The organism is Paenibacillus macerans (genome assembly GCF_900454495.1).
In the GTDB taxonomy this organism is placed as follows: domain Bacteria; phylum Bacillota; class Bacilli; order Paenibacillales; family Paenibacillaceae; genus Fontibacillus; species Fontibacillus macerans.
In genome coordinates this window covers 376,065-392,538 of sequence record NZ_UGSI01000001.1, presented here as the reverse complement: position 1 = coordinate 392,538, position 16,474 = coordinate 376,065, and the positions used below count along the sequence as shown (strand labels likewise).

Here is a 16,474-nt window from a genome sequence, read left to right as displayed (position 1 = left end):
TACCACGCCGCCGCTTATCCTTTAACGCTTCCCGCCGTCACCCCTTCAATAATTTTTTCCTGCAGCACGGCGTAAATGATCATGACGGGAAGCACGCTGAACACAATCCCGGCCGACATTTGGGCATAGTTCGTATTGTAGGCGTCGCGGAAACCGACCATGCCTACCGGCAGCGTGCGCAGCTCGTCGCTGGACAAAAAGTAGTTCGCCAGCAAAAACTCGTTCCAGTTCCCGAGAAAATTGACGATAAACACCGTGACGATAGCCGGAACGGTCAGCGGAACGATGATCCGCGCGAACAGCCTGGCGGAGCCGAGCCCGTCCATGACGGCGGCTTCTTCGATCTCCCCGGGGATCGAGCGCATGAAGGCGGCCAGGATAATGACCGAAAGCGGAATCGCATTCGCCACATAGGGCAAAATGAGCGCCAGATGCGTGTCGAGCACGTTCAGCCTGCGCATCATTCCGTAAATCGGCAGCAACAGCGAGTTGTTCGGAATCAGCATCCCCAGCAAAATCAGCTGAAAGATGACCATGCTGATCCGGCCATAGCGCATCCGCGTTACCGCGAACGCCAGCATCGCCGCCAGCAGGATGGACAGACAGGCCGACAATACGCCAATATACAAACTGTTGAAAAAATACGTGCTGATCTTGGCGTTCACCCAGGCGTTGACGTAATTGTCAAATATGATCGAGCCCGGCGGCCCAAACGGGTTTGCAGCGATCGCCTGGTTGTCGCTTTTGACCGAAGAAAACAACACGAACAGAAACGGATATAAAATGACGAGCAAATAAGCCATCAGAAAAATATGCGGGATCGTTTTTTTGAGCGCTCTCATCAATATTCAATCCTTTCCGTTCGTCTGGAGACGAAGAGCTGGTACGCCGCCGTAATGAGGATCGTAAACACGAAAATGAGCACCGCGATCGCGTTGCCGAAGCCGTGGCGGAAGCTGGTGATCGCGTAGCGGATCATATACGTCGCCATCACGTCCGTCGATCCCGCCGGACCGCCTTTGGTCATGACGAGCACGATGTCCGCCGCTTTCATCGCCCCGGCGACCGACAGCATGATGACGACGGAAATGATCGGCATGATGAGCGGAATCGTGATTTTTAACGCCCGCTGAATCCCGCTCGCCCCGTCGATCGCCGCCGCTTCTTCCAGCTCTCGCGGAATGGCGAGGATCGCCGCCAGCACCATCACGATGTAGAAACCTGTCCACTGCCAGGCATTGGTAATCAGAATGGAAAGCATCGCCCAATTTTTGTCGGACAGCCAATAGACCGGCGGAATCCCGAACATGCCCAGCACCTTGTTCATCAGCCCGAAATCCGGGTTATAGATGAACCCCCATAAAATGCCGATGACGGCGGTCGACATGATGGACGGCATAAACACGGCCGTCTTGTACAAGCCTTTTAGCTTTTTCACACTCGCGATCAGCAGCGAAAAAAAGACGATCAGCGGCACCTGGATCAGGCAGGAAAACAGGATGAAATACGCGTTGTTGCGCACCGATTTCCAAAAAGCTTTATCATGCATGGCCGTGGCGTAATTGTCCAGACCGATATAGCTTAGATTTTTCGAGATTCCGTTCCAGCTGGCAAAGCTGTGATTAATGGCGGTAAAAATCGGATATATAAAGAAAGCCAGAAAAAGCACAAAAGCCGGTAAAACAAACAGCACGTACAGCAGGGGATTTCTAAGCGCTTTGTTCATGCCAATAACCTCCGTAGTCGGGAGCAAAGGCGCCCCCTCGCCATCGAGGCGAGCGGCGCCCTTGCCAAAATTCATTCGTGATCGGTTACTCTACGGCGTTGGCTGCATCCTGTGCGGCCTGGACGTTTTCCAGCATTTGCTCCGGCTTGATTTCTTCGCCGATAATTTGCTGAATCCCCATGCTCAGCGCCGTATTGACATCAGCCTGCACCAGAGCGTCAAACGCCGGGAACGAGGTCCCGATTTCGCTGACGCCCTTGAAAATGTCCTGCATAAGCGGATCATCGGACGCCGTTTTCATTTGCTCAAGATCCATTTTCATCGCCGGCAGCACGCCGTCTTCTTTAAGGCCGCGCAGCTGCATTTCTTCCGTCCACATGTTTTTGATGAACTCTTTGACGGCCGCCAGCTTCCGCGGATCTTCAGCGACGGCGCTGGAGAAGCCGTAACCGTTGTTGGCGTCCTGCATGACGATGACCGGGTCGCCTTCGTTTAGCGGCGGCATGTTGAAGTAGCCGATTTTACCGACCATGTCGCCGGCCTGCTCGGGATCGCGGAAGACGGAGTTGGCCCAAGAGCCGTCCATCATCATCATCGCTTCGCCCGTGATGATCTGATTTCGCATGTCCGCGTATTCAAAGCCCAGCTCGCCTTTTTTGAAATATCCCTTTTGCACCCATTCCTGGTGTTTGGCGATCGCTTTAACCATATTTTCGTCCGTCCATTTTGTCGCGCCGCTTTTGAACCCGTACGTAATTTCAGGCCCCGCGTAATACGACCATAAATTGTTGGTGGTCATCAACGGAATCCAGGCGTCCTTGGAGGCTTGCGCAAACGGAATTTTGCCGTCGGCCTTGATCTTCTCGGCGATTTGCTCCAGTTCGCCCAGCGTTTTGGGCACCTGCAGCCCTTTTTGCTGAAAATATTCTTTATTGTAGAAGAAACCTTCGATCGATCCGCCGATCGGCAGTCCGTACACTTTGCCGTCATGGGTAAACGGATCGAGGGTCGTAAATTTATCCTTGATGCCAAGCTCTTCGATAATCGGCGTCAAATCGAGCATCAAGCCCTCTTTGGCATACAGTGCCGCATCCGGGCTGCCGAACACGTCGAAGATTTCCGGCGGTTTCCCGGCGGCCATTTCGCCGCGCAGCTTCTCCTTGCGGTTGACTTCGGAGTCCACCGCATCCAGCTTGATCGTGAGGCCAGGGACGGCCGCTTCCGTCTGCTTGACGATATCCTCGAGCATCGCTAACCGGAACTTCTTCGATTCCCCGACTTGCGTGTGGCGAATCGTAATCTCGAACGGTTCATTGCTTGTCTCTGTCCCGGATCCGGCATTCCCCTTATTCTCGGTCCCTTGCCCTTCGTTCGCCGGAGCTTTATTCCCCCCGTTGCCTGATGATCCGCAGCCGGCGAGCAGCGCGGAGGCGATAAAAATCAAAGACAGCAACAGCAGCAAACTTTTCCTCATATTTCTAGACCCCTCCTCAAACGCGGTAGATTCACTTACACCCCCATTATAGAAAGCGTCTTCTTCTTTGGTAAGGAGGACATTTTTCTTTTAGAGGGATAATATCATCCAAAAGACAAAATGAAAACGGTTAAACCTGACATATAATTGTCCGATTTAACCGTTTTGGTCAAGATTATTAAGTTTTACGTCATGTTAATTGACATGAACTTCTCTTTGCTCTGCCGCTTCCCGTTCTCCCTCATGAATGATCCGGTACGCCCATTCGATTTGTTCCTCCGTCGGCGATGGAACGCCGTCAAGCGGATAATCCCAGCCAAGCTCCTGCCATTTGTAGATCCCCATTTGGTGGTACGGGAGAATCTCGAACTTCTCAACGCCCTGCAAGCTGCCGATAAACCGCCCAAGCTCCCGCAGATCTTGTTCGTCGTCATGGATGCCGGGCACGAATACGTGGCGGATCCACATGCTCCGTCCATGATCGGACAGCCAGCGGGCCATGTTCAGCATCCGGTCGTTCGGTTTGCCGGTCAGCTTGATGTGCTTTTCGTTGTCGATATGCTTTAAATCGAGCAGTACGAGGTCGGTCACATCCAGCAGGTCGCGGATTTTATCCCCTTCATTATACCCGTTTGTATCCAGCGTAGTATGAAGGTTCCAGCGTTTCTTCGCTTCCCGGAACAGCTCGGTCACGAACGGGGCTTGCAGTGTCGCTTCCCCGCCCGAGACCGTGAGCCCTCCGCCGGACGGGCGGTAGTAGTTCAGGTAGGGTTCGATTTCGCTGAGCACTTCCTCTACCGTCATTTCTTTTCCGCCCGACAGGTTCCAGGTGTCTGGATTATGGCAGTACTGGCACTGCAGCAGGCAGCCTTGCATGAAGAGCACGAAGCGAATACCCGGGCCATCGACCGTTCCGAAAGTTTCTAATGAATGTATGCGACCTTTTAGCATTTTCGTCACCCTTTCTGTGGCAGGTTGAACCGGAGGTTCAACCTGAAATCGGCTGCCTGTATGCAGGAAATGGGATTACATTTTGCCGTGGAATGTCCGGTTGATGACATCCAGCTGTTGTTCGCGGGTCAGCTTGATGAAGTTCACCGCATAACCCGATACGCGGATCGTCAACTGCGGATAATTTTCCGGATGATCCATCGCATCCAGCAGCGTTTCGCGATCGAATACGTTGACGTTCAGGTGATGGGCTTTGCTGCCGAAGTAGCCGTCCATCATCGACACCAGATTCGATTTGCGGGCGTCGAGTTCTTTGCCCAGCGCCTTAGGCACGATCGAGAACGTGTTGGAAATGCCGTCCAAGCTGTGTTCGTACGGCAGTTTGGCCACGGAGCTCAAGGAAGCCAGCGCGCCTTTCTTGTCGCGGCCGTGCATCGGGTTGGCCCCCGGCGCAAACGGTTCGCCCGCTTTGCGTCCGTCCGGCGTAGTCCCCGTTTTCTTACCGTATACGACGTTCGAGGTAATCGTCAGGATCGATTGCGTCGGCAGCGAGTTACGGTAAGTTTTGTGTTTGCGGATCATGCCCATGAACGTTTCCACGAGTTCAACCGCAATTTGGTCGACACGGTCGTCGTTGTTGCCGTAGCAAGGGAATTCGCCTTCGATTTCAAAGTCGACGGCGATGCCGTTTTCGTTGCGGATCGGTTTGACTTTGGCGTATTTGATCGCGCTCAGCGAGTCGGTCGCTACGGACAAGCCGGCGATACCGCAGGCCATCGTCCGCAGAATGTCGCGGTCGTGCAGCGCCATTTCGATCCGTTCGTAGCAATATTTATCGTGCATGTAGTGGATGACGTTCAGCGCGTTGACATACAGCTTAGCCAGCCACTCCATCATCGGAATCAGACGTTTCTTGACTTCATTGTAGTCGAGATACTCGGACGTGATCGCCGGATATTCCGGACCGACTTGGACGCCGGATTTTTCGTCTTTACCGCCGTTGATGGCGTACAGCAGCACCTTGGCCAGGTTGGCGCGGGCGCCGAAGAACTGCATTTGTTTACCGATTTCCATCGCCGACACGCAGCAGGCAATGCCGTAATCGTCGCCGTAGATCGGACGCATCAGGTCGTCGTTTTCGTATTGGATCGAACTGGTCTCGATCGATACTTTGGCGCAATATTTCTTGAACGCGTCAGGCAGTTGTTCCGACCAAAGCACCGTCAGGTTCGGTTCCGGAGCCGGGCCGAGATTGTACAGCGTGTGCAGAAAGCGGAAACTGTTTTTCGTAACGAGCGTTTTGCCGTTCACCGACATGCCGCCCAGCGATTCCGTTACCCAAGTCGGGTCGCCGCTGAACAGTTCGTTGTATTCCGGAGTTCTCAGGAATTTCACGATCCGCAGCTTCATGACGAAATGATCGACCAGTTCTTGCGCCGTTTCTTCCGTCAGCGTTCCTTCGGCCAGGTCGCGTTCGATGTAAGCGTCCAGGAAGGAGGATACGCGTCCGAGGGACATTGCGGCCCCGTCCTGTTCCTTAACGGCTGCCAGGTAACCGAAATACAGCCATTGGAAAGCTTCTTTGGCATTGTTTGCCGGTCTGGAAATATCGAATCCGTACATTTCGCCCAGCTGTTTCAGTTCGCCGAGCGCACGGATTTGTTCGGACAGTTCTTCGCGGAGGCGGATCACATCCTCGTCGATGACATCCACTTCGAGAGCTTTCAGTTCCTGTTGTTTTTGCTTGATCAGGAAATCCACGCCGTACAGCGCCACCCGGCGGTAGTCGCCGATGATCCGGCCGCGGCCGTAAGCGTCGGGAAGCCCGGTAATAATGCCGGCTTTACGAGCCGCTCTCATCTCCGATGTATAAGCATCAAAAACGCCTTGGTTATGCGTTTTGCGAATATGCGTAAACAAGTCTATAATTTCCTGCGGCAGTTCATAGCCATAAGCCTTACAGGAGTTGATGACCATATTGATCCCGCCGAACGGGCGAATCGTGCGTTGGAATGGGGCCGAGCCCTGTACGCCTACGATTTGCTCCTTGTCCTTATCCAAATACCCCGCAGCGTGGGAAATGATCGTGGATGGCGTGTTGACGTCCACATCCAGCACTCCGCCGGCTTCCCGTTCTTTCTTGGACAGCTGCGACACGATTTCCCACAAAGCTTTTGTGTTGGCCGTCGCGCCCGCCAAGAAGGATTCGTTGCCTTCATAAGGTTTGATGTTGGTTTGGATGAAATCGCGGGTGTTCACTTCTTTCATCCATTTGCCCGGTTTGAATCCTCTCCAAGCATTGTCCACGGTTTGTACTTCCTTTTCGATCACCGACATCTTTATTCCCTCCATTTATATTTTGGTCGCGGTTCGAAGGAGATGTACCGCGCCTCATGATCCCTTAAAATTTGTGATATTTTTCACATAATTTACGTGATAATTTTCACATTTATAGCGTTAAATGTACCCGATTAAGGCTTCGATTGAGCCCCCGTTGTTATTCCCGGGGCTAATCCGTCATCAAACTTTGAGGGATCATTTATACTGTAATCATAGCTCAATTTGTCGAATAAGATTGTGAGAAATATCACATATAGTGATATTTCTCACGTTTTCAAAGCCCTTTGTTCACTTAATCTTCAAATCTTCCGTAGAAAGCGTCGCGATAAACTTCCGCCAGCTCCGTCACCAGCGGCAGCTTCGGATTGGCGGTCGTACATTGGTCTTCGAACGCGCGGTCGGCCAAATAATCGACGCGGGATTCGAACACTTTCGGATCGAAGCCGAGATCCTGGAACGTTTCCGGAATGCCGAGCTTTCTGTTCAGGTCGCGGATCGCATTGATCAGGCTCTTCACGCCTTCTTCCGTCGTCCGCGCCGGCAGCCCCAAGATGCGGGCGATTTCCGCATAACGTTCGTCGGCGACGAAATGCGTGTATTTCGGCCAAGCGGCAAATTTCGTCGGCTTCTTGGCGTTGTAGCGGATGACGTGCGGCATCAGAATCGCGTTGGTCCGTCCATGCGCGGTATGGAATTCGCCGCCCCATTTATGGGCCAAGCTGTGGTTGATGCCGAGGAATGCGTTCGAGAACGCCATCCCCGCGATCGTGGAAGCGTTGTGCATCTTCTCGCGGGCCAGTTCGTCGCCGGTCAGCGCCGATTTTTCAAGGTACTGGAAGACGAGCTGGATCGCTTTAATGCACAGTCCGTCCGTATAGTCGTTGGCCATGACGGATACATAAGCTTCGATCGCATGCGTCAGAACGTCCATGCCCGTGTCGGCCACGGCGGTTTTCGGCAAGCTGTATACAAAGACCGGGTCGATGATCGCCACGTCCGGCGTCAGTTCGTAATCCGCCAAAGGATATTTCGTATTGCCGTTGATTTTGTCCGTGATGACGGAAAACGACGTCACTTCCGAACCGGTACCCGAGGTCGTGGGGATCGCCACGAATTTCGCTTTTTGTCCGAGCCGCGGATATTTGTAAAGGCGTTTGCGGATATCCATGAATTTTTGTTTAAGGTTAAAGAAATCTTCATCCGGGTATTCGTAGAACAGCCACATCCCTTTCGCTGCGTCCATCGCCGACCCGCCGCCGAGAGCGATAATGCAGTCCGGCTGGAACTTCGCCATCATCTCCGTACCGCGTTCCACCGTCGTGGTCGAAGGATCCGGTTCAACGTCCGCGAACACTTCGATCGCCACCGGCGTTTGGCGTTGGCGGAGATAATGCTCGACTCTTTCCACGTAACCCAGCTTCACCATCATCGGGTCGGTGACGATCATGACGCGGGAGATGTCCGGCATTTTCGCCAAATATTGCGTCGAATTCTTCTCGAAATAAATTTTGCTCGGCACTTTAAACCACTGCATATTCACGGTACGACGGTTCACCCTTTTCACGTTGATCAGATTGACGGCCGTGACGTTCGACGAAGTCGAGTTGCGTCCGTAAGACCCGCAGCCCAGCGTCAGCGAAGGCAGGTTCGAGTTGTAAATGTCGCCGATGCCGCCTTGCGAGGAAGGCTGGTTCACCAAAATCCGGCAGGTCGGCATCCGGTCCGAGAACTTCTGGATAACTTCCTGGTTGTTCGAATGAATGACCGAAGAGTGGCCCATGCCGCCGAACTGCACGACTTCCAACGCGCGTTCGATGCCCTGCTCGGCGTTTTTCACTTTATAGCAAGCGAGCACCGGGCTAAGCTTCTCCGCAGAAAGCGGGAATTTCGGTCCGACGCCTTCGATTTCGGCGACGAGAATTTTCGTTCCGGCCGGCACGTCGATGCCGCACATTTCCGCGATCTTCGTGGCCGGTTGTCCAACAATCGCCGGGTTCACCGCGCATTTGTCGGCGATGATCGCGCCCGCCGTCAGTTTTGCCGCTTCATCTTTGTTCACGAAATAGCAGCCGTTCGCGATCATTTTCTTTTTCACCTGATCGAATATCGGTTCTTCAATGATGACCGCTTGCTCGGATGCGCAGATCATGCCGTTGTCGAAAGTTTTGGAAAGAATCAGATCGTTGACGGCCTGATCGAGATTCGCGCTCTTCTCAATGAAGCAAGGCACGTTGCCGGGGCCGACGCCAAGGGCCGGTTTGCCGCAGCTGTAAGCCGCTTTTACCATCGCGGAACCGCCGGTAGCGAGAATGCAGGCCACATCCGGATGGTTCATCAAAGCGTTCGTGCGGTCCATGGACGGATTTTCGATCCACTGGATGCAGTCGGCGGGCGCCCCGTGCTTCACTGCGGCCTCCAGTAATATTTTAGCGGCTTCCGCGCTGCAGTTCTGAGCGGACGGATGGAAGCCGAAGATGATCGGGTTGCGTGTTTTTATCGCAATCAGCGATTTAAAAATCGTGGTCGACGTCGGGTTCGTCACCGGAGTAATCCCCATGATGATGCCGACAGGCTCGGCGATTTTTTGGAAGCTGTCAAAATCGTTGTCCTCGATAACGCCTACCGTTTTGTCGTACTTGATGCTGTGGTAAATGTACTCCGTGGCGAACATGTTTTTAATGATTTTGTCCTCGTAGACCCCGCGCCCTGTTTCTTCCACCGCCATTTTCGCCAAATGCATGTGCTTGTCGAGCCCCGCCAGGGCCATCGCCTGCACGATTGCGTCGATCTGCTCCTGCGTCATGCTCATGAACGCTTCGGAAGCCTTTTTCGCTTTGTCAATCAAGGTTTGGATGTAAGCTTCCGGGGTGGGCTGGGCTTTTGTTGTCGCTTCATTCTTTACGGCCATTTCTCTCATCCTCCTAAGTTCTGTAAGGACCAACCTGCAGTGTAGATAGACAAATCATAAGTTCGTGAAATTTTTCACTTGCAAGTTCATCCTTAAAAGATGTATTGCTTCTCTTTATGTTTTGATCATAGCATAGGAATTTGATTTTGTATAGTGAATTTTTTCACAAAATTGAAAAAGTTCTGAAATTATTTCATTTAGCAAACAAATTTCGTGAATTTAGTCACAATGTTAGAATTTCGACACTTTTTCGGCCTTCCGAGCCCCCAAATTTTGCAATAATCGTTATATAATTAATTAAAAATTTCATAAAAATCAGGAATATAAAGGGGAAATCCATGATGAGTGAAATCGTAAACGCCACCCTGCCCCGCGGTAACACGAGCTGCTTCACAGAACAAAACTTCAACCGCCTTCTCGTTACAATGAAAGATAAAGCATATCCCGAGGGGACGCATTTGTTCTGGGAAGGTGATTTTTCCGATAAACTGTTTTACATCAAACGCGGACGCGTCAAACTGACCAAATCGACCGACGAGGGTAAAGAACTCATTCTGTATATGTACGGACGCGGCGATATGGTCGGCCAGGCCGATCCGTTCTTCAGCACCAAGCACAGCTTCACGGCCGAGGTGATTGAGGATTGCGAAATCGGCGTAATCGATCAGAAAGACCTTGAAATTATGATTTGCCAGCACTGCGATTTTGCGATCGACTTCATGAAATGGATGGGCATCCACCATCGCCTGACGCAGACGAAGTTCCGCGATTTGATGATGTACGGCAAGCCGGGGGCCCTTTGCTCGACGCTGATCCGCCTGAGCAACACGTATGGCGAGCAGCATGGGGACACGATTCTGATCAACAAAAAAATCACCCATACCGACTTGTCCAATATGATCGGGGCTACGCGCGAAAGCGTTAACCGGATGCTCAGCGACCTGCGCAAAAAGGATGCGCTCGAATACGAAAACGGCATGATCGTCATTAAGGATATGGTCATGCTGCAGGATATTTGCCACTGCGAGCTGTGCCCGAACGAAATTTGCCGGATCTGACATGCCGCTTGCGTCCGTCTATATGTGCCTGCCTTTCTTTGCGGAACTGCCCCGAAATGACCGGGACGGTTTTAAACCTATACGTTGGACGCGCGGGAGGGAATGGGTATGCCCCCATACCCATTCCCTCTTCAGTTCTATTTCGAGCCCCTACCCCTTTCCGGGGTATTTCCCAGCCCCAGCAACGGACCCATACGACTCTAGTTCGCTCTAAAGCAGCTCACCCGAGCCGCTTCGAGGGAAATTTCGTCATATGGGTCCGTTAGTCTTAGCGGCCTCTGTCCCGCCGGAAATTTGATAAATATTTTGATAAATATAATGAAAAAAACGGCTCGGGATGAGCCGTTTTTATGCTGCCTTTCCATCTTCCGCTTGTTTCGCCTTTTTGCGCACCGGGGATATGAACCAATACGCCATGCCCACAAATACCCCGCCGCCGATAATATTGCCCAGCGTCACCGGAATCATATTGTGAAACCAGCCCGCGAGCGTAATCGTGTCGGGGTGGTTCGGCAAAAGCAGCGACAAACTGAGCAGCGTCATATTGGCCACGCTGTGCTCGTAGCCGCTGGCGATAAAGGCGTACAAACACCACCAAATCAGCACCAGCTTGGCGATATCTTCCTTGGAGCGGTTCGCCATCCATAAAGCGAGGCAAACGAGCCAGTTACACAAAATGCCGCGAAAAAACAGTTCAGTGACCGGAGCGCCCATCTTCTTCGCGGCAGAGGCAAAAATAAGATGCTCCGGCGCCGCCGTTTTGAACAGCCCGCTGCCGACGATCAGCAAACAAAGCACAACCGCCCCCGCCAGGTTGCCGAGAAACACGATCGTCCAGTTTTTCGCCGTATCGCCTACCGTTGTTCGCCTCGCCAGCGTGCTCGCCGTAAAAAACATATTGTTCCCGGTAAACAGCTCCGAACCGGCAAAAACGACCAGCGTCAGGGCGAGCCCAAAGGACATCCCCATCAGCATCGTCTGGTACGGCGATTTCGCCGCCGCCAGCGGCGCGCCGATGCTGAAAATGAGAATGATGCCGAGCCCTACATAAGCGCCGGCAAGCATGGCCGAAACGATATACCTCGGAAGGCTTTCGTTCATTTTTTCTTTTTTCTTGACTGCTGTTTCTACGATGGTTTCCACATTTGGCGTATACATCGCCGCTTCCTCCCTCTGTCGATCCCCCGATTTAAAAAATAAGCGCGGCGTCCCTCCCTTTGCACACCGCGCTTATTTCGCTCTAACCTATACCTCCTGCAAGGCGCTGGCGGCGATCCACACCTGTCCGTCCTCCACCTTGACCGGGAACATCGGCACCTGCCCGCTGTCCGGGGCCTGGACAAGGCCTGTCGTCAGATCGATTTTCCAATCGTACAGCGGATCGTAAAGGTAATGCCCGGACACGATGCCTTCGGCCAGCGGCCCTCCTTTCGGATGCGGGTTTTGATTCAGGGCGGCGAAAATGCGCCCGTCGGATAGGCGGAACACCGCCAGTTCGCGGCCTCCCGCTTCCACCACGCGCCCGATCTGGGGCAGAAACTGCTCCACATGCCCAACCGGGAAAAATGCCTCTTTACTCATGTCCTTGTTCATGCTCCTCTTCCCCTTTCCTGTCATCCGTCTAACGGCTTTAGTTCGCCTGTTTACTCATTTCCAGGCTGTGGAACAGCTTGCCGCGGGTTTCTTCGTCGTTCAGCATCTTCTTCCACGGATCCGTGACCTGCTTCAAGGCGAACTCAATACGCTCCACCAGCGCTTTGCGGTTTTCCGCGTCTTCCACTACCGCCGCGCGGATATTGTCCAGCCCTATCCGTTCAACCCACTCCGACGTTCTTTCCAGATAATTGCCGGTCTCGCGGTAATACTGCATGATGGCTGCGCACAGCTCGATCAGTTCCTCGTCGGTCTTCACCTTGCACAGCGAATCCGCAAGCCGGGCCTTGATCCCCCCGTTGCCGCCGATAAAGATCTCCCATCCGCCGTCGTTGCCGACGATCCCGATATCTTTCGTGCACGATTCGGCGCAGTTGCGCGGGCAGCCGTTTACCGCCATCTTGAATTTGGCCGGAAAGTCGAGCCGTTCGAATTTCCGTTCAAGCAGCGCGCCCATGCCCATCGAATCCTGGGTGCCGAACCGGCAGAACTGCGAACCGACGCAGGTTTTCACCGTGCGGAGCGATTTGGCGTAGGCGTACCCCGACGGCATGTCGAGCTCGGCCCACACTTTCGGCAGATCTTCTTTTTTCACGCCGATCAAGTCCAGCCGCTGGCCGCCGGTGACCTTAACGACTTTCACATCGTATTTCAGCGATACGTCGGCGATTTTCTTCAGATCCTCCGGCGTCGTCACACCGCCGTACATCCGCGGAACAACCGTATAGGTTCCGTCCTTTTGGATGTTGGCGCTCATCCGCTCGTTGACGAAGCGCGATTCTTTTTCGTCCTCGTGCGTTTCCGGGTACAGCATGCCGAGATAATAGTTGATGGCCGGGCGGCATTTCGAGCAGCCTTCAGGCTGGCTCCAGCCAAGCACGTTCATCACTTCTTTGGTCGTCTGCAGCCCTTTCGCCTTGATCTCCGCCACAATTTCATCGCGGCTCAGCGTCGTGCAACCGCAGATGCCCTGTTTCGCCGCCGACTGAAACCCGTCTCCCAGCACGTATTGCAAAATTTGCTCAACCACCGGCTTGCAGCCTCCGCAGGAGCGGGTTGCCCCGGTGCAGGCTTTGATCTCGTCGACGGTCGTCAAACCCTGATTGGCAATCGCGTCGACGATCGTGCCTTTGGTTACCCCATTGCAGCCGCAGACGATTTCGTCGTCCGCCATCGTTTCCACCGAAGCTTTCTTGGCTCCGCCGCCGCCGCAGCAGCCCGTGCCCATCAGCGCGGCGTACAGTTCGTCCGTCATCTCCGCCTTCTGCTTGATCAGCTTCTGCAGCTCGGCCGAATCGTTAATATCGCCAAACAGCACCGCGCCGACAAAAACGTTGTCCTTCAGCAGAATTTTTTTGTAGGTCCGCTTCCAGTCGTCTTTGCTGCAAATCACCGTATGTTCCGGACCATCGATAAATTCGCCGGTCGAAAAAACGTCAACCCCGGAAATCTTCAGCTTGGTCGAAACGACCGAACCGGCGTAAGGCGCGGTTTCCACGCCGCTGATATGCTTCGCCAGTACCATGCCCTGCTCAAACAGCGGAGCGACCAGTCCGTAGCAGACGCCACGGTGCTCCGTACATTCGCCGACGGAATAAACGCCCTCCAGCGATGTCTGCAAATAGTCGTTGACGACGATCCCGCGGTTCACTTCGATGCCGCTCGCTTTGGCCACCGCAACGTTCGGCTTGATGCCGACCGCCATGACGACGAACTCCGCTTCCAGTTCCGTGCCGTCGGCGAACCGCAGCCCGCTTACCCGCGAACCGCCAAGCAGTTCGGTCGTCTGCGCGCCCATTTTAAATTTGATGCCCTGGCGCTCCAGTTCCGCTTTTAGCATCCCCGCCGCCTGATGATCCAGCTGACGCTCCATTAAATCTTCCATTAAATGCACGACCGTCACGTCCATGCCGAGCTGAACGAGCCCTTTGGCCGCCTCCAGTCCGAGCAGGCCTCCGCCGATGACCGCCGCTTTGCGGCAAGTCTTGGCCGCCTGGATCATTTGCTCGCAGTCCGAAATGTCGCGGAAGCCGACCACGCCTTCCTTATCGCTGCCGGGAATCGGCAGGATAAACGAAGTCGACCCGGTAGCGATCAGCACCTTATCGTAAGGCACGCGCTGGCCGTCCTCCGTGACAACCTCCTTCGTATCCTTGTCGATCCGGGCCACCGCCGTTCCGGTATGCAGCGTAATCCCGTTATCGCGATACCAGTTCAAATCGTTCAGAATAATATCGTCTATCGTTTTGCTGCCTTCAAGCACATAGGAAAGCATGATCCGGTTATAGTTGGGATGCGGCTCGCTGCCAAACACCGTTATTTCGAATTTGGAAGTTAGTTTCAATATTTGTTCAACGGTACTGATGCCCGCCATTCCGTTACCGATCACGACCAGTTTCTCTTTTGCTGTAGCCATCTTCATCCAAGCCCCTTTCAGAATAAGACTGTTCCGAATTGTTAGTTGATTACCTGCAATCCCTTATGCCGAAAGTATACATTTAAAATTATGAATAGTTTGTGATTTCATTCACATTAATTGTGAAAGTTATCACATTTAATTGTCACATTTTTTTTTGCATACCTATTGAAAAATCCGCAGCCTCTTATCTAAGAGAACTGCGGATTTGCTTTTTCTCCGAAACTTATTTTCGCACCAAAGCGATTTCCACATTGTCCTGGGGTTTTAACCTCATGTCAAGGCCGGTGTCCAGCAATTTCTTATGATTGACCTTCAGCACCCATGCTTCCGTCTCCTCCGGACGATAACCATTGACGGAAACGATATGTTGCCCGGTTTTGTTCAGCTCCACGATCCCGCTGCGCTTGAGCAAATCCCTCACGGTCGTGTTTTCATTGTATTGATGGACAAAATAGCTTTTAAGCTGCGGATTTTGACTGCCCCCGTTCACGGTCAGCAGCAGCGATGCTCCATTTTGCCCCGCCGTTGCGCTGCCCGCGGTTTTAACGTAAACGAGTATGTTGTCCCCCGCCTTGAGCTGTTTGTCCCAATCGCGGGACGGCAGCTCCTTGTCATTTAGGCGGATCCCCCACTCCAGCGTCGAATCAAGCGAAACTTCACCCACGGATTGAATTTTGCCCCTATCCTCCGTCAGTTTTACGATACCGCTGCTTTCAAGCGCCTGAAGAACGGTAATCCCTTCCGTATAATCAAAATGCAAACTGCGCGTCACATCGGGGATAAACGTCCCCCCGTCAATCGTTAAAGTAATGTCATCGGCATGCCCATCCTCGCTTTGCAGCTCCTCCGAAGGGTCCGGTTTGTCGATCGTCCCGCCATCGGCGCAGGCTGCCGTGAAGAACGCGGCCAAAACCAACAGTCCTGCCAGCCATTTCAATCTCCAGCGCATCGCCGCCCCGCCTTTCCTTTAATCATTTTCCCTGATTCAATCCAGGAATATTCCATATCTTAAGCATACCGGACCGGCAGAAAGTTCTCAAATTTCGGGGCAGGCGCAAAGAACCCTTCCCTAAGCAGGGAAGGGCGAGGCCTGAATACTTCAAGTTATATTGTATATCGCGGAAATAATATATTGTTCTCCAGGTGCACATGCGTAAAAGTCATGGCTTCCAGCTCTTCTAGACGCGAATAGGTCAAACGGTACGTCGTGCACGCATGGCCAGGCGGCTGAAAATCGTCGGTCAACTCCCGCAGTTGTTTGAGAATGTCGCCCGCCGCGTCGTGTTCGGATTCCAACTCCGCGATGGCGGACTGCAATTTTTCCAGCACTTCCGGGTCCCGGCTCTTCTCCCAAAGGATTATCTTAGGAAACTCCTCTGCCTCTTCCTTGTCGGTATGCTCCAGCAGCTCGCGCCGAAGCTCACCGAACAACCGCTCGACCTCGCGCAAATGCGTATCCGCATCCCCATGGACCCGGGACACCTTGGTCACGTTTTTTTGAATTTCCGGCAGTTCCTCGCGCAAATAGCGATGGTGCGTGTTTACGATATGCCCGATCAAATCGGCCGATTCCGCCTTTGTCCAATCCTGTTCTTCCTCTGCCCGGGGATGTTCGGCCGCCAAGCGGTTTAAGTCCGTGAGCAGCGTTTCAACCGGAATCCCCCGCTCTGCCGCCGCTTCCCCCAACGGACGCGCGCCGCCGCAGCAAAAATCGATTTTCCGCCCGCGGAAATAATCCGCCGATTTTGGAAAACGAAGCACGATATCACGAACCATGTCTTGTTCCTTAAATAATGCTTGTATGTGATTCATCCGGAAAGACCTCCTGAGCTAATGTCGTAAGCTTACGTTTTTAACTTAACGCATAGAAGCGCCTCTCCTTGTGATTTTAATCACTTTTGTTTTTCTTGCTTCCGCTCAAAATATTTAAAGGCCGCCCGTAACC

12 protein-coding genes are annotated in these 16,474 nt (G+C 53.2%); 1 reads left to right on the top strand and 11 read right to left on the bottom strand.

Annotation, left to right across the window (positions count from 1 at the left end; translation table 11 throughout):
* Positions 1 to 14: 14 nt before the first annotated feature.
* From DYE26_RS01745 to adhE, 6 genes are all read right to left on the bottom strand, one after another.
* Positions 15 to 842: a carbohydrate ABC transporter permease gene (locus DYE26_RS01745; RefSeq protein WP_036621683.1), complete on the bottom strand. Its 828-nt coding sequence runs from the start codon at positions 840 to 842 to the stop codon at positions 15 to 17.
* Positions 842 to 1,726, bottom strand: a complete 885-nt coding sequence (locus tag DYE26_RS01740) for a carbohydrate ABC transporter permease (RefSeq protein WP_036627931.1) — start codon at positions 1,724 to 1,726, stop codon at positions 842 to 844. The genes DYE26_RS01745 and DYE26_RS01740 overlap by 1 nt, the downstream gene beginning before the upstream one ends.
* 85 nt (positions 1,727 to 1,811) lie before the next feature.
* Positions 1,812 to 3,200, bottom strand: coding sequence for an extracellular solute-binding protein (locus DYE26_RS01735; RefSeq protein ID WP_036621681.1), 1,389 nt, complete (start codon positions 3,198 to 3,200; stop codon positions 1,812 to 1,814).
* 195 nt (positions 3,201 to 3,395) lie between these two features.
* Positions 3,396 to 4,151 (bottom strand): pyruvate formate-lyase-activating protein, encoded by a 756-nt coding sequence (gene pflA, locus DYE26_RS01730; protein ID WP_036621680.1) that lies wholly within the window; start codon positions 4,149 to 4,151, stop codon positions 3,396 to 3,398.
* 75 nt (positions 4,152 to 4,226) lie between these two features.
* Positions 4,227 to 6,488, bottom strand: a complete 2,262-nt coding sequence (gene pflB / locus DYE26_RS01725; RefSeq protein WP_036621677.1) for a formate C-acetyltransferase — start codon at positions 6,486 to 6,488, stop codon at positions 4,227 to 4,229.
* 295 nt (positions 6,489 to 6,783) lie between these two features.
* Complete coding sequence (adhE, locus tag DYE26_RS01720; protein ID WP_036621676.1) at positions 6,784 to 9,399, bottom strand: bifunctional acetaldehyde-CoA/alcohol dehydrogenase; 2,616 nt, start codon at positions 9,397 to 9,399, stop codon at positions 6,784 to 6,786.
* Positions 9,400 to 9,740: 341 nt separating this feature from the next.
* Here adhE and DYE26_RS01715 point away from each other — a divergent pair, with 341 nt between their 5' ends.
* On the top strand, positions 9,741 to 10,457 hold the full coding sequence (locus tag DYE26_RS01715; RefSeq protein ID WP_036621673.1) for a Crp/Fnr family transcriptional regulator: 717 nt from the start codon (positions 9,741 to 9,743) through the stop codon (positions 10,455 to 10,457).
* Positions 10,458 to 10,805: 348 nt separating this feature from the next.
* Here DYE26_RS01715 and DYE26_RS01710 read toward each other — a convergent pair whose 3' ends face one another.
* From DYE26_RS01710 to ric, 5 genes are all read right to left on the bottom strand, one after another.
* Positions 10,806 to 11,615, bottom strand: a complete 810-nt coding sequence (locus tag DYE26_RS01710) for a formate/nitrite transporter family protein (RefSeq protein WP_036621672.1) — start codon at positions 11,613 to 11,615, stop codon at positions 10,806 to 10,808.
* An 87-nt stretch (positions 11,616 to 11,702) separates the two neighbouring features.
* On the bottom strand, positions 11,703 to 12,050 hold the full coding sequence (gene nirD / locus DYE26_RS01705; protein ID WP_172531688.1) for a nitrite reductase small subunit NirD: 348 nt from the start codon (positions 12,048 to 12,050) through the stop codon (positions 11,703 to 11,705).
* 37 nt (positions 12,051 to 12,087) lie between these two features.
* Positions 12,088 to 14,526, bottom strand: a complete 2,439-nt coding sequence (gene nirB, locus DYE26_RS01700; RefSeq protein WP_036621671.1) for a nitrite reductase large subunit NirB — start codon at positions 14,524 to 14,526, stop codon at positions 12,088 to 12,090.
* A 226-nt stretch (positions 14,527 to 14,752) separates the two neighbouring features.
* The gene (locus DYE26_RS01695; protein WP_036621670.1) at positions 14,753 to 15,478 is read right to left on the bottom strand and encodes a hypothetical protein; all 726 of its coding nucleotides are present in this window, start codon (positions 15,476 to 15,478) and stop codon (positions 14,753 to 14,755) included.
* Positions 15,479 to 15,633: 155 nt separating this feature from the next.
* Positions 15,634 to 16,332, bottom strand: coding sequence for an iron-sulfur cluster repair di-iron protein (gene ric, locus DYE26_RS01690; RefSeq protein WP_036627926.1), 699 nt, complete (start codon positions 16,330 to 16,332; stop codon positions 15,634 to 15,636).
* Between the last annotated feature and the right edge of the window lie 142 nt (positions 16,333 to 16,474).

Bases quoted from the DNA above. Each gene is read 5' to 3' on its own strand.
- DYE26_RS01695 (WP_036621670.1), bottom strand. From the start codon at position 15,478: ATGCGCTGGAGATTGAAATGGCTGGCAGGACTGTTGGTTTTGGCCGCG.
- nirB (WP_036621671.1), bottom strand. From the start codon at position 14,526: ATGGCTACAGCAAAAGAGAAACTGGTCGTGATCGGTAACGGAATGGCG.
- DYE26_RS01710 (WP_036621672.1), bottom strand. From the start codon at position 11,615: ATGTATACGCCAAATGTGGAAACCATCGTAGAAACAGCAGTCAAGAAA.
- nirD (WP_172531688.1), bottom strand. From the start codon at position 12,050: ATGAACAAGGACATGAGTAAAGAGGCATTTTTCCCGGTTGGGCATGTG.
- DYE26_RS01715 (WP_036621673.1), top strand. From the start codon at position 9,741: ATGAGTGAAATCGTAAACGCCACCCTGCCCCGCGGTAACACGAGCTGC.
- DYE26_RS01740 (WP_036627931.1), bottom strand. From the start codon at position 1,726: ATGAACAAAGCGCTTAGAAATCCCCTGCTGTACGTGCTGTTTGTTTTA.
- adhE (WP_036621676.1), bottom strand. From the start codon at position 9,399: ATGGCCGTAAAGAATGAAGCGACAACAAAAGCCCAGCCCACCCCGGAA.
- pflB (WP_036621677.1), bottom strand. From the start codon at position 6,488: ATGTCGGTGATCGAAAAGGAAGTACAAACCGTGGACAATGCTTGGAGA.
- pflA (WP_036621680.1), bottom strand. From the start codon at position 4,151: ATGCTAAAAGGTCGCATACATTCATTAGAAACTTTCGGAACGGTCGAT.
- DYE26_RS01735 (WP_036621681.1), bottom strand. From the start codon at position 3,200: ATGAGGAAAAGTTTGCTGCTGTTGCTGTCTTTGATTTTTATCGCCTCC.
- DYE26_RS01745 (WP_036621683.1), bottom strand. From the start codon at position 842: ATGAGAGCGCTCAAAAAAACGATCCCGCATATTTTTCTGATGGCTTAT.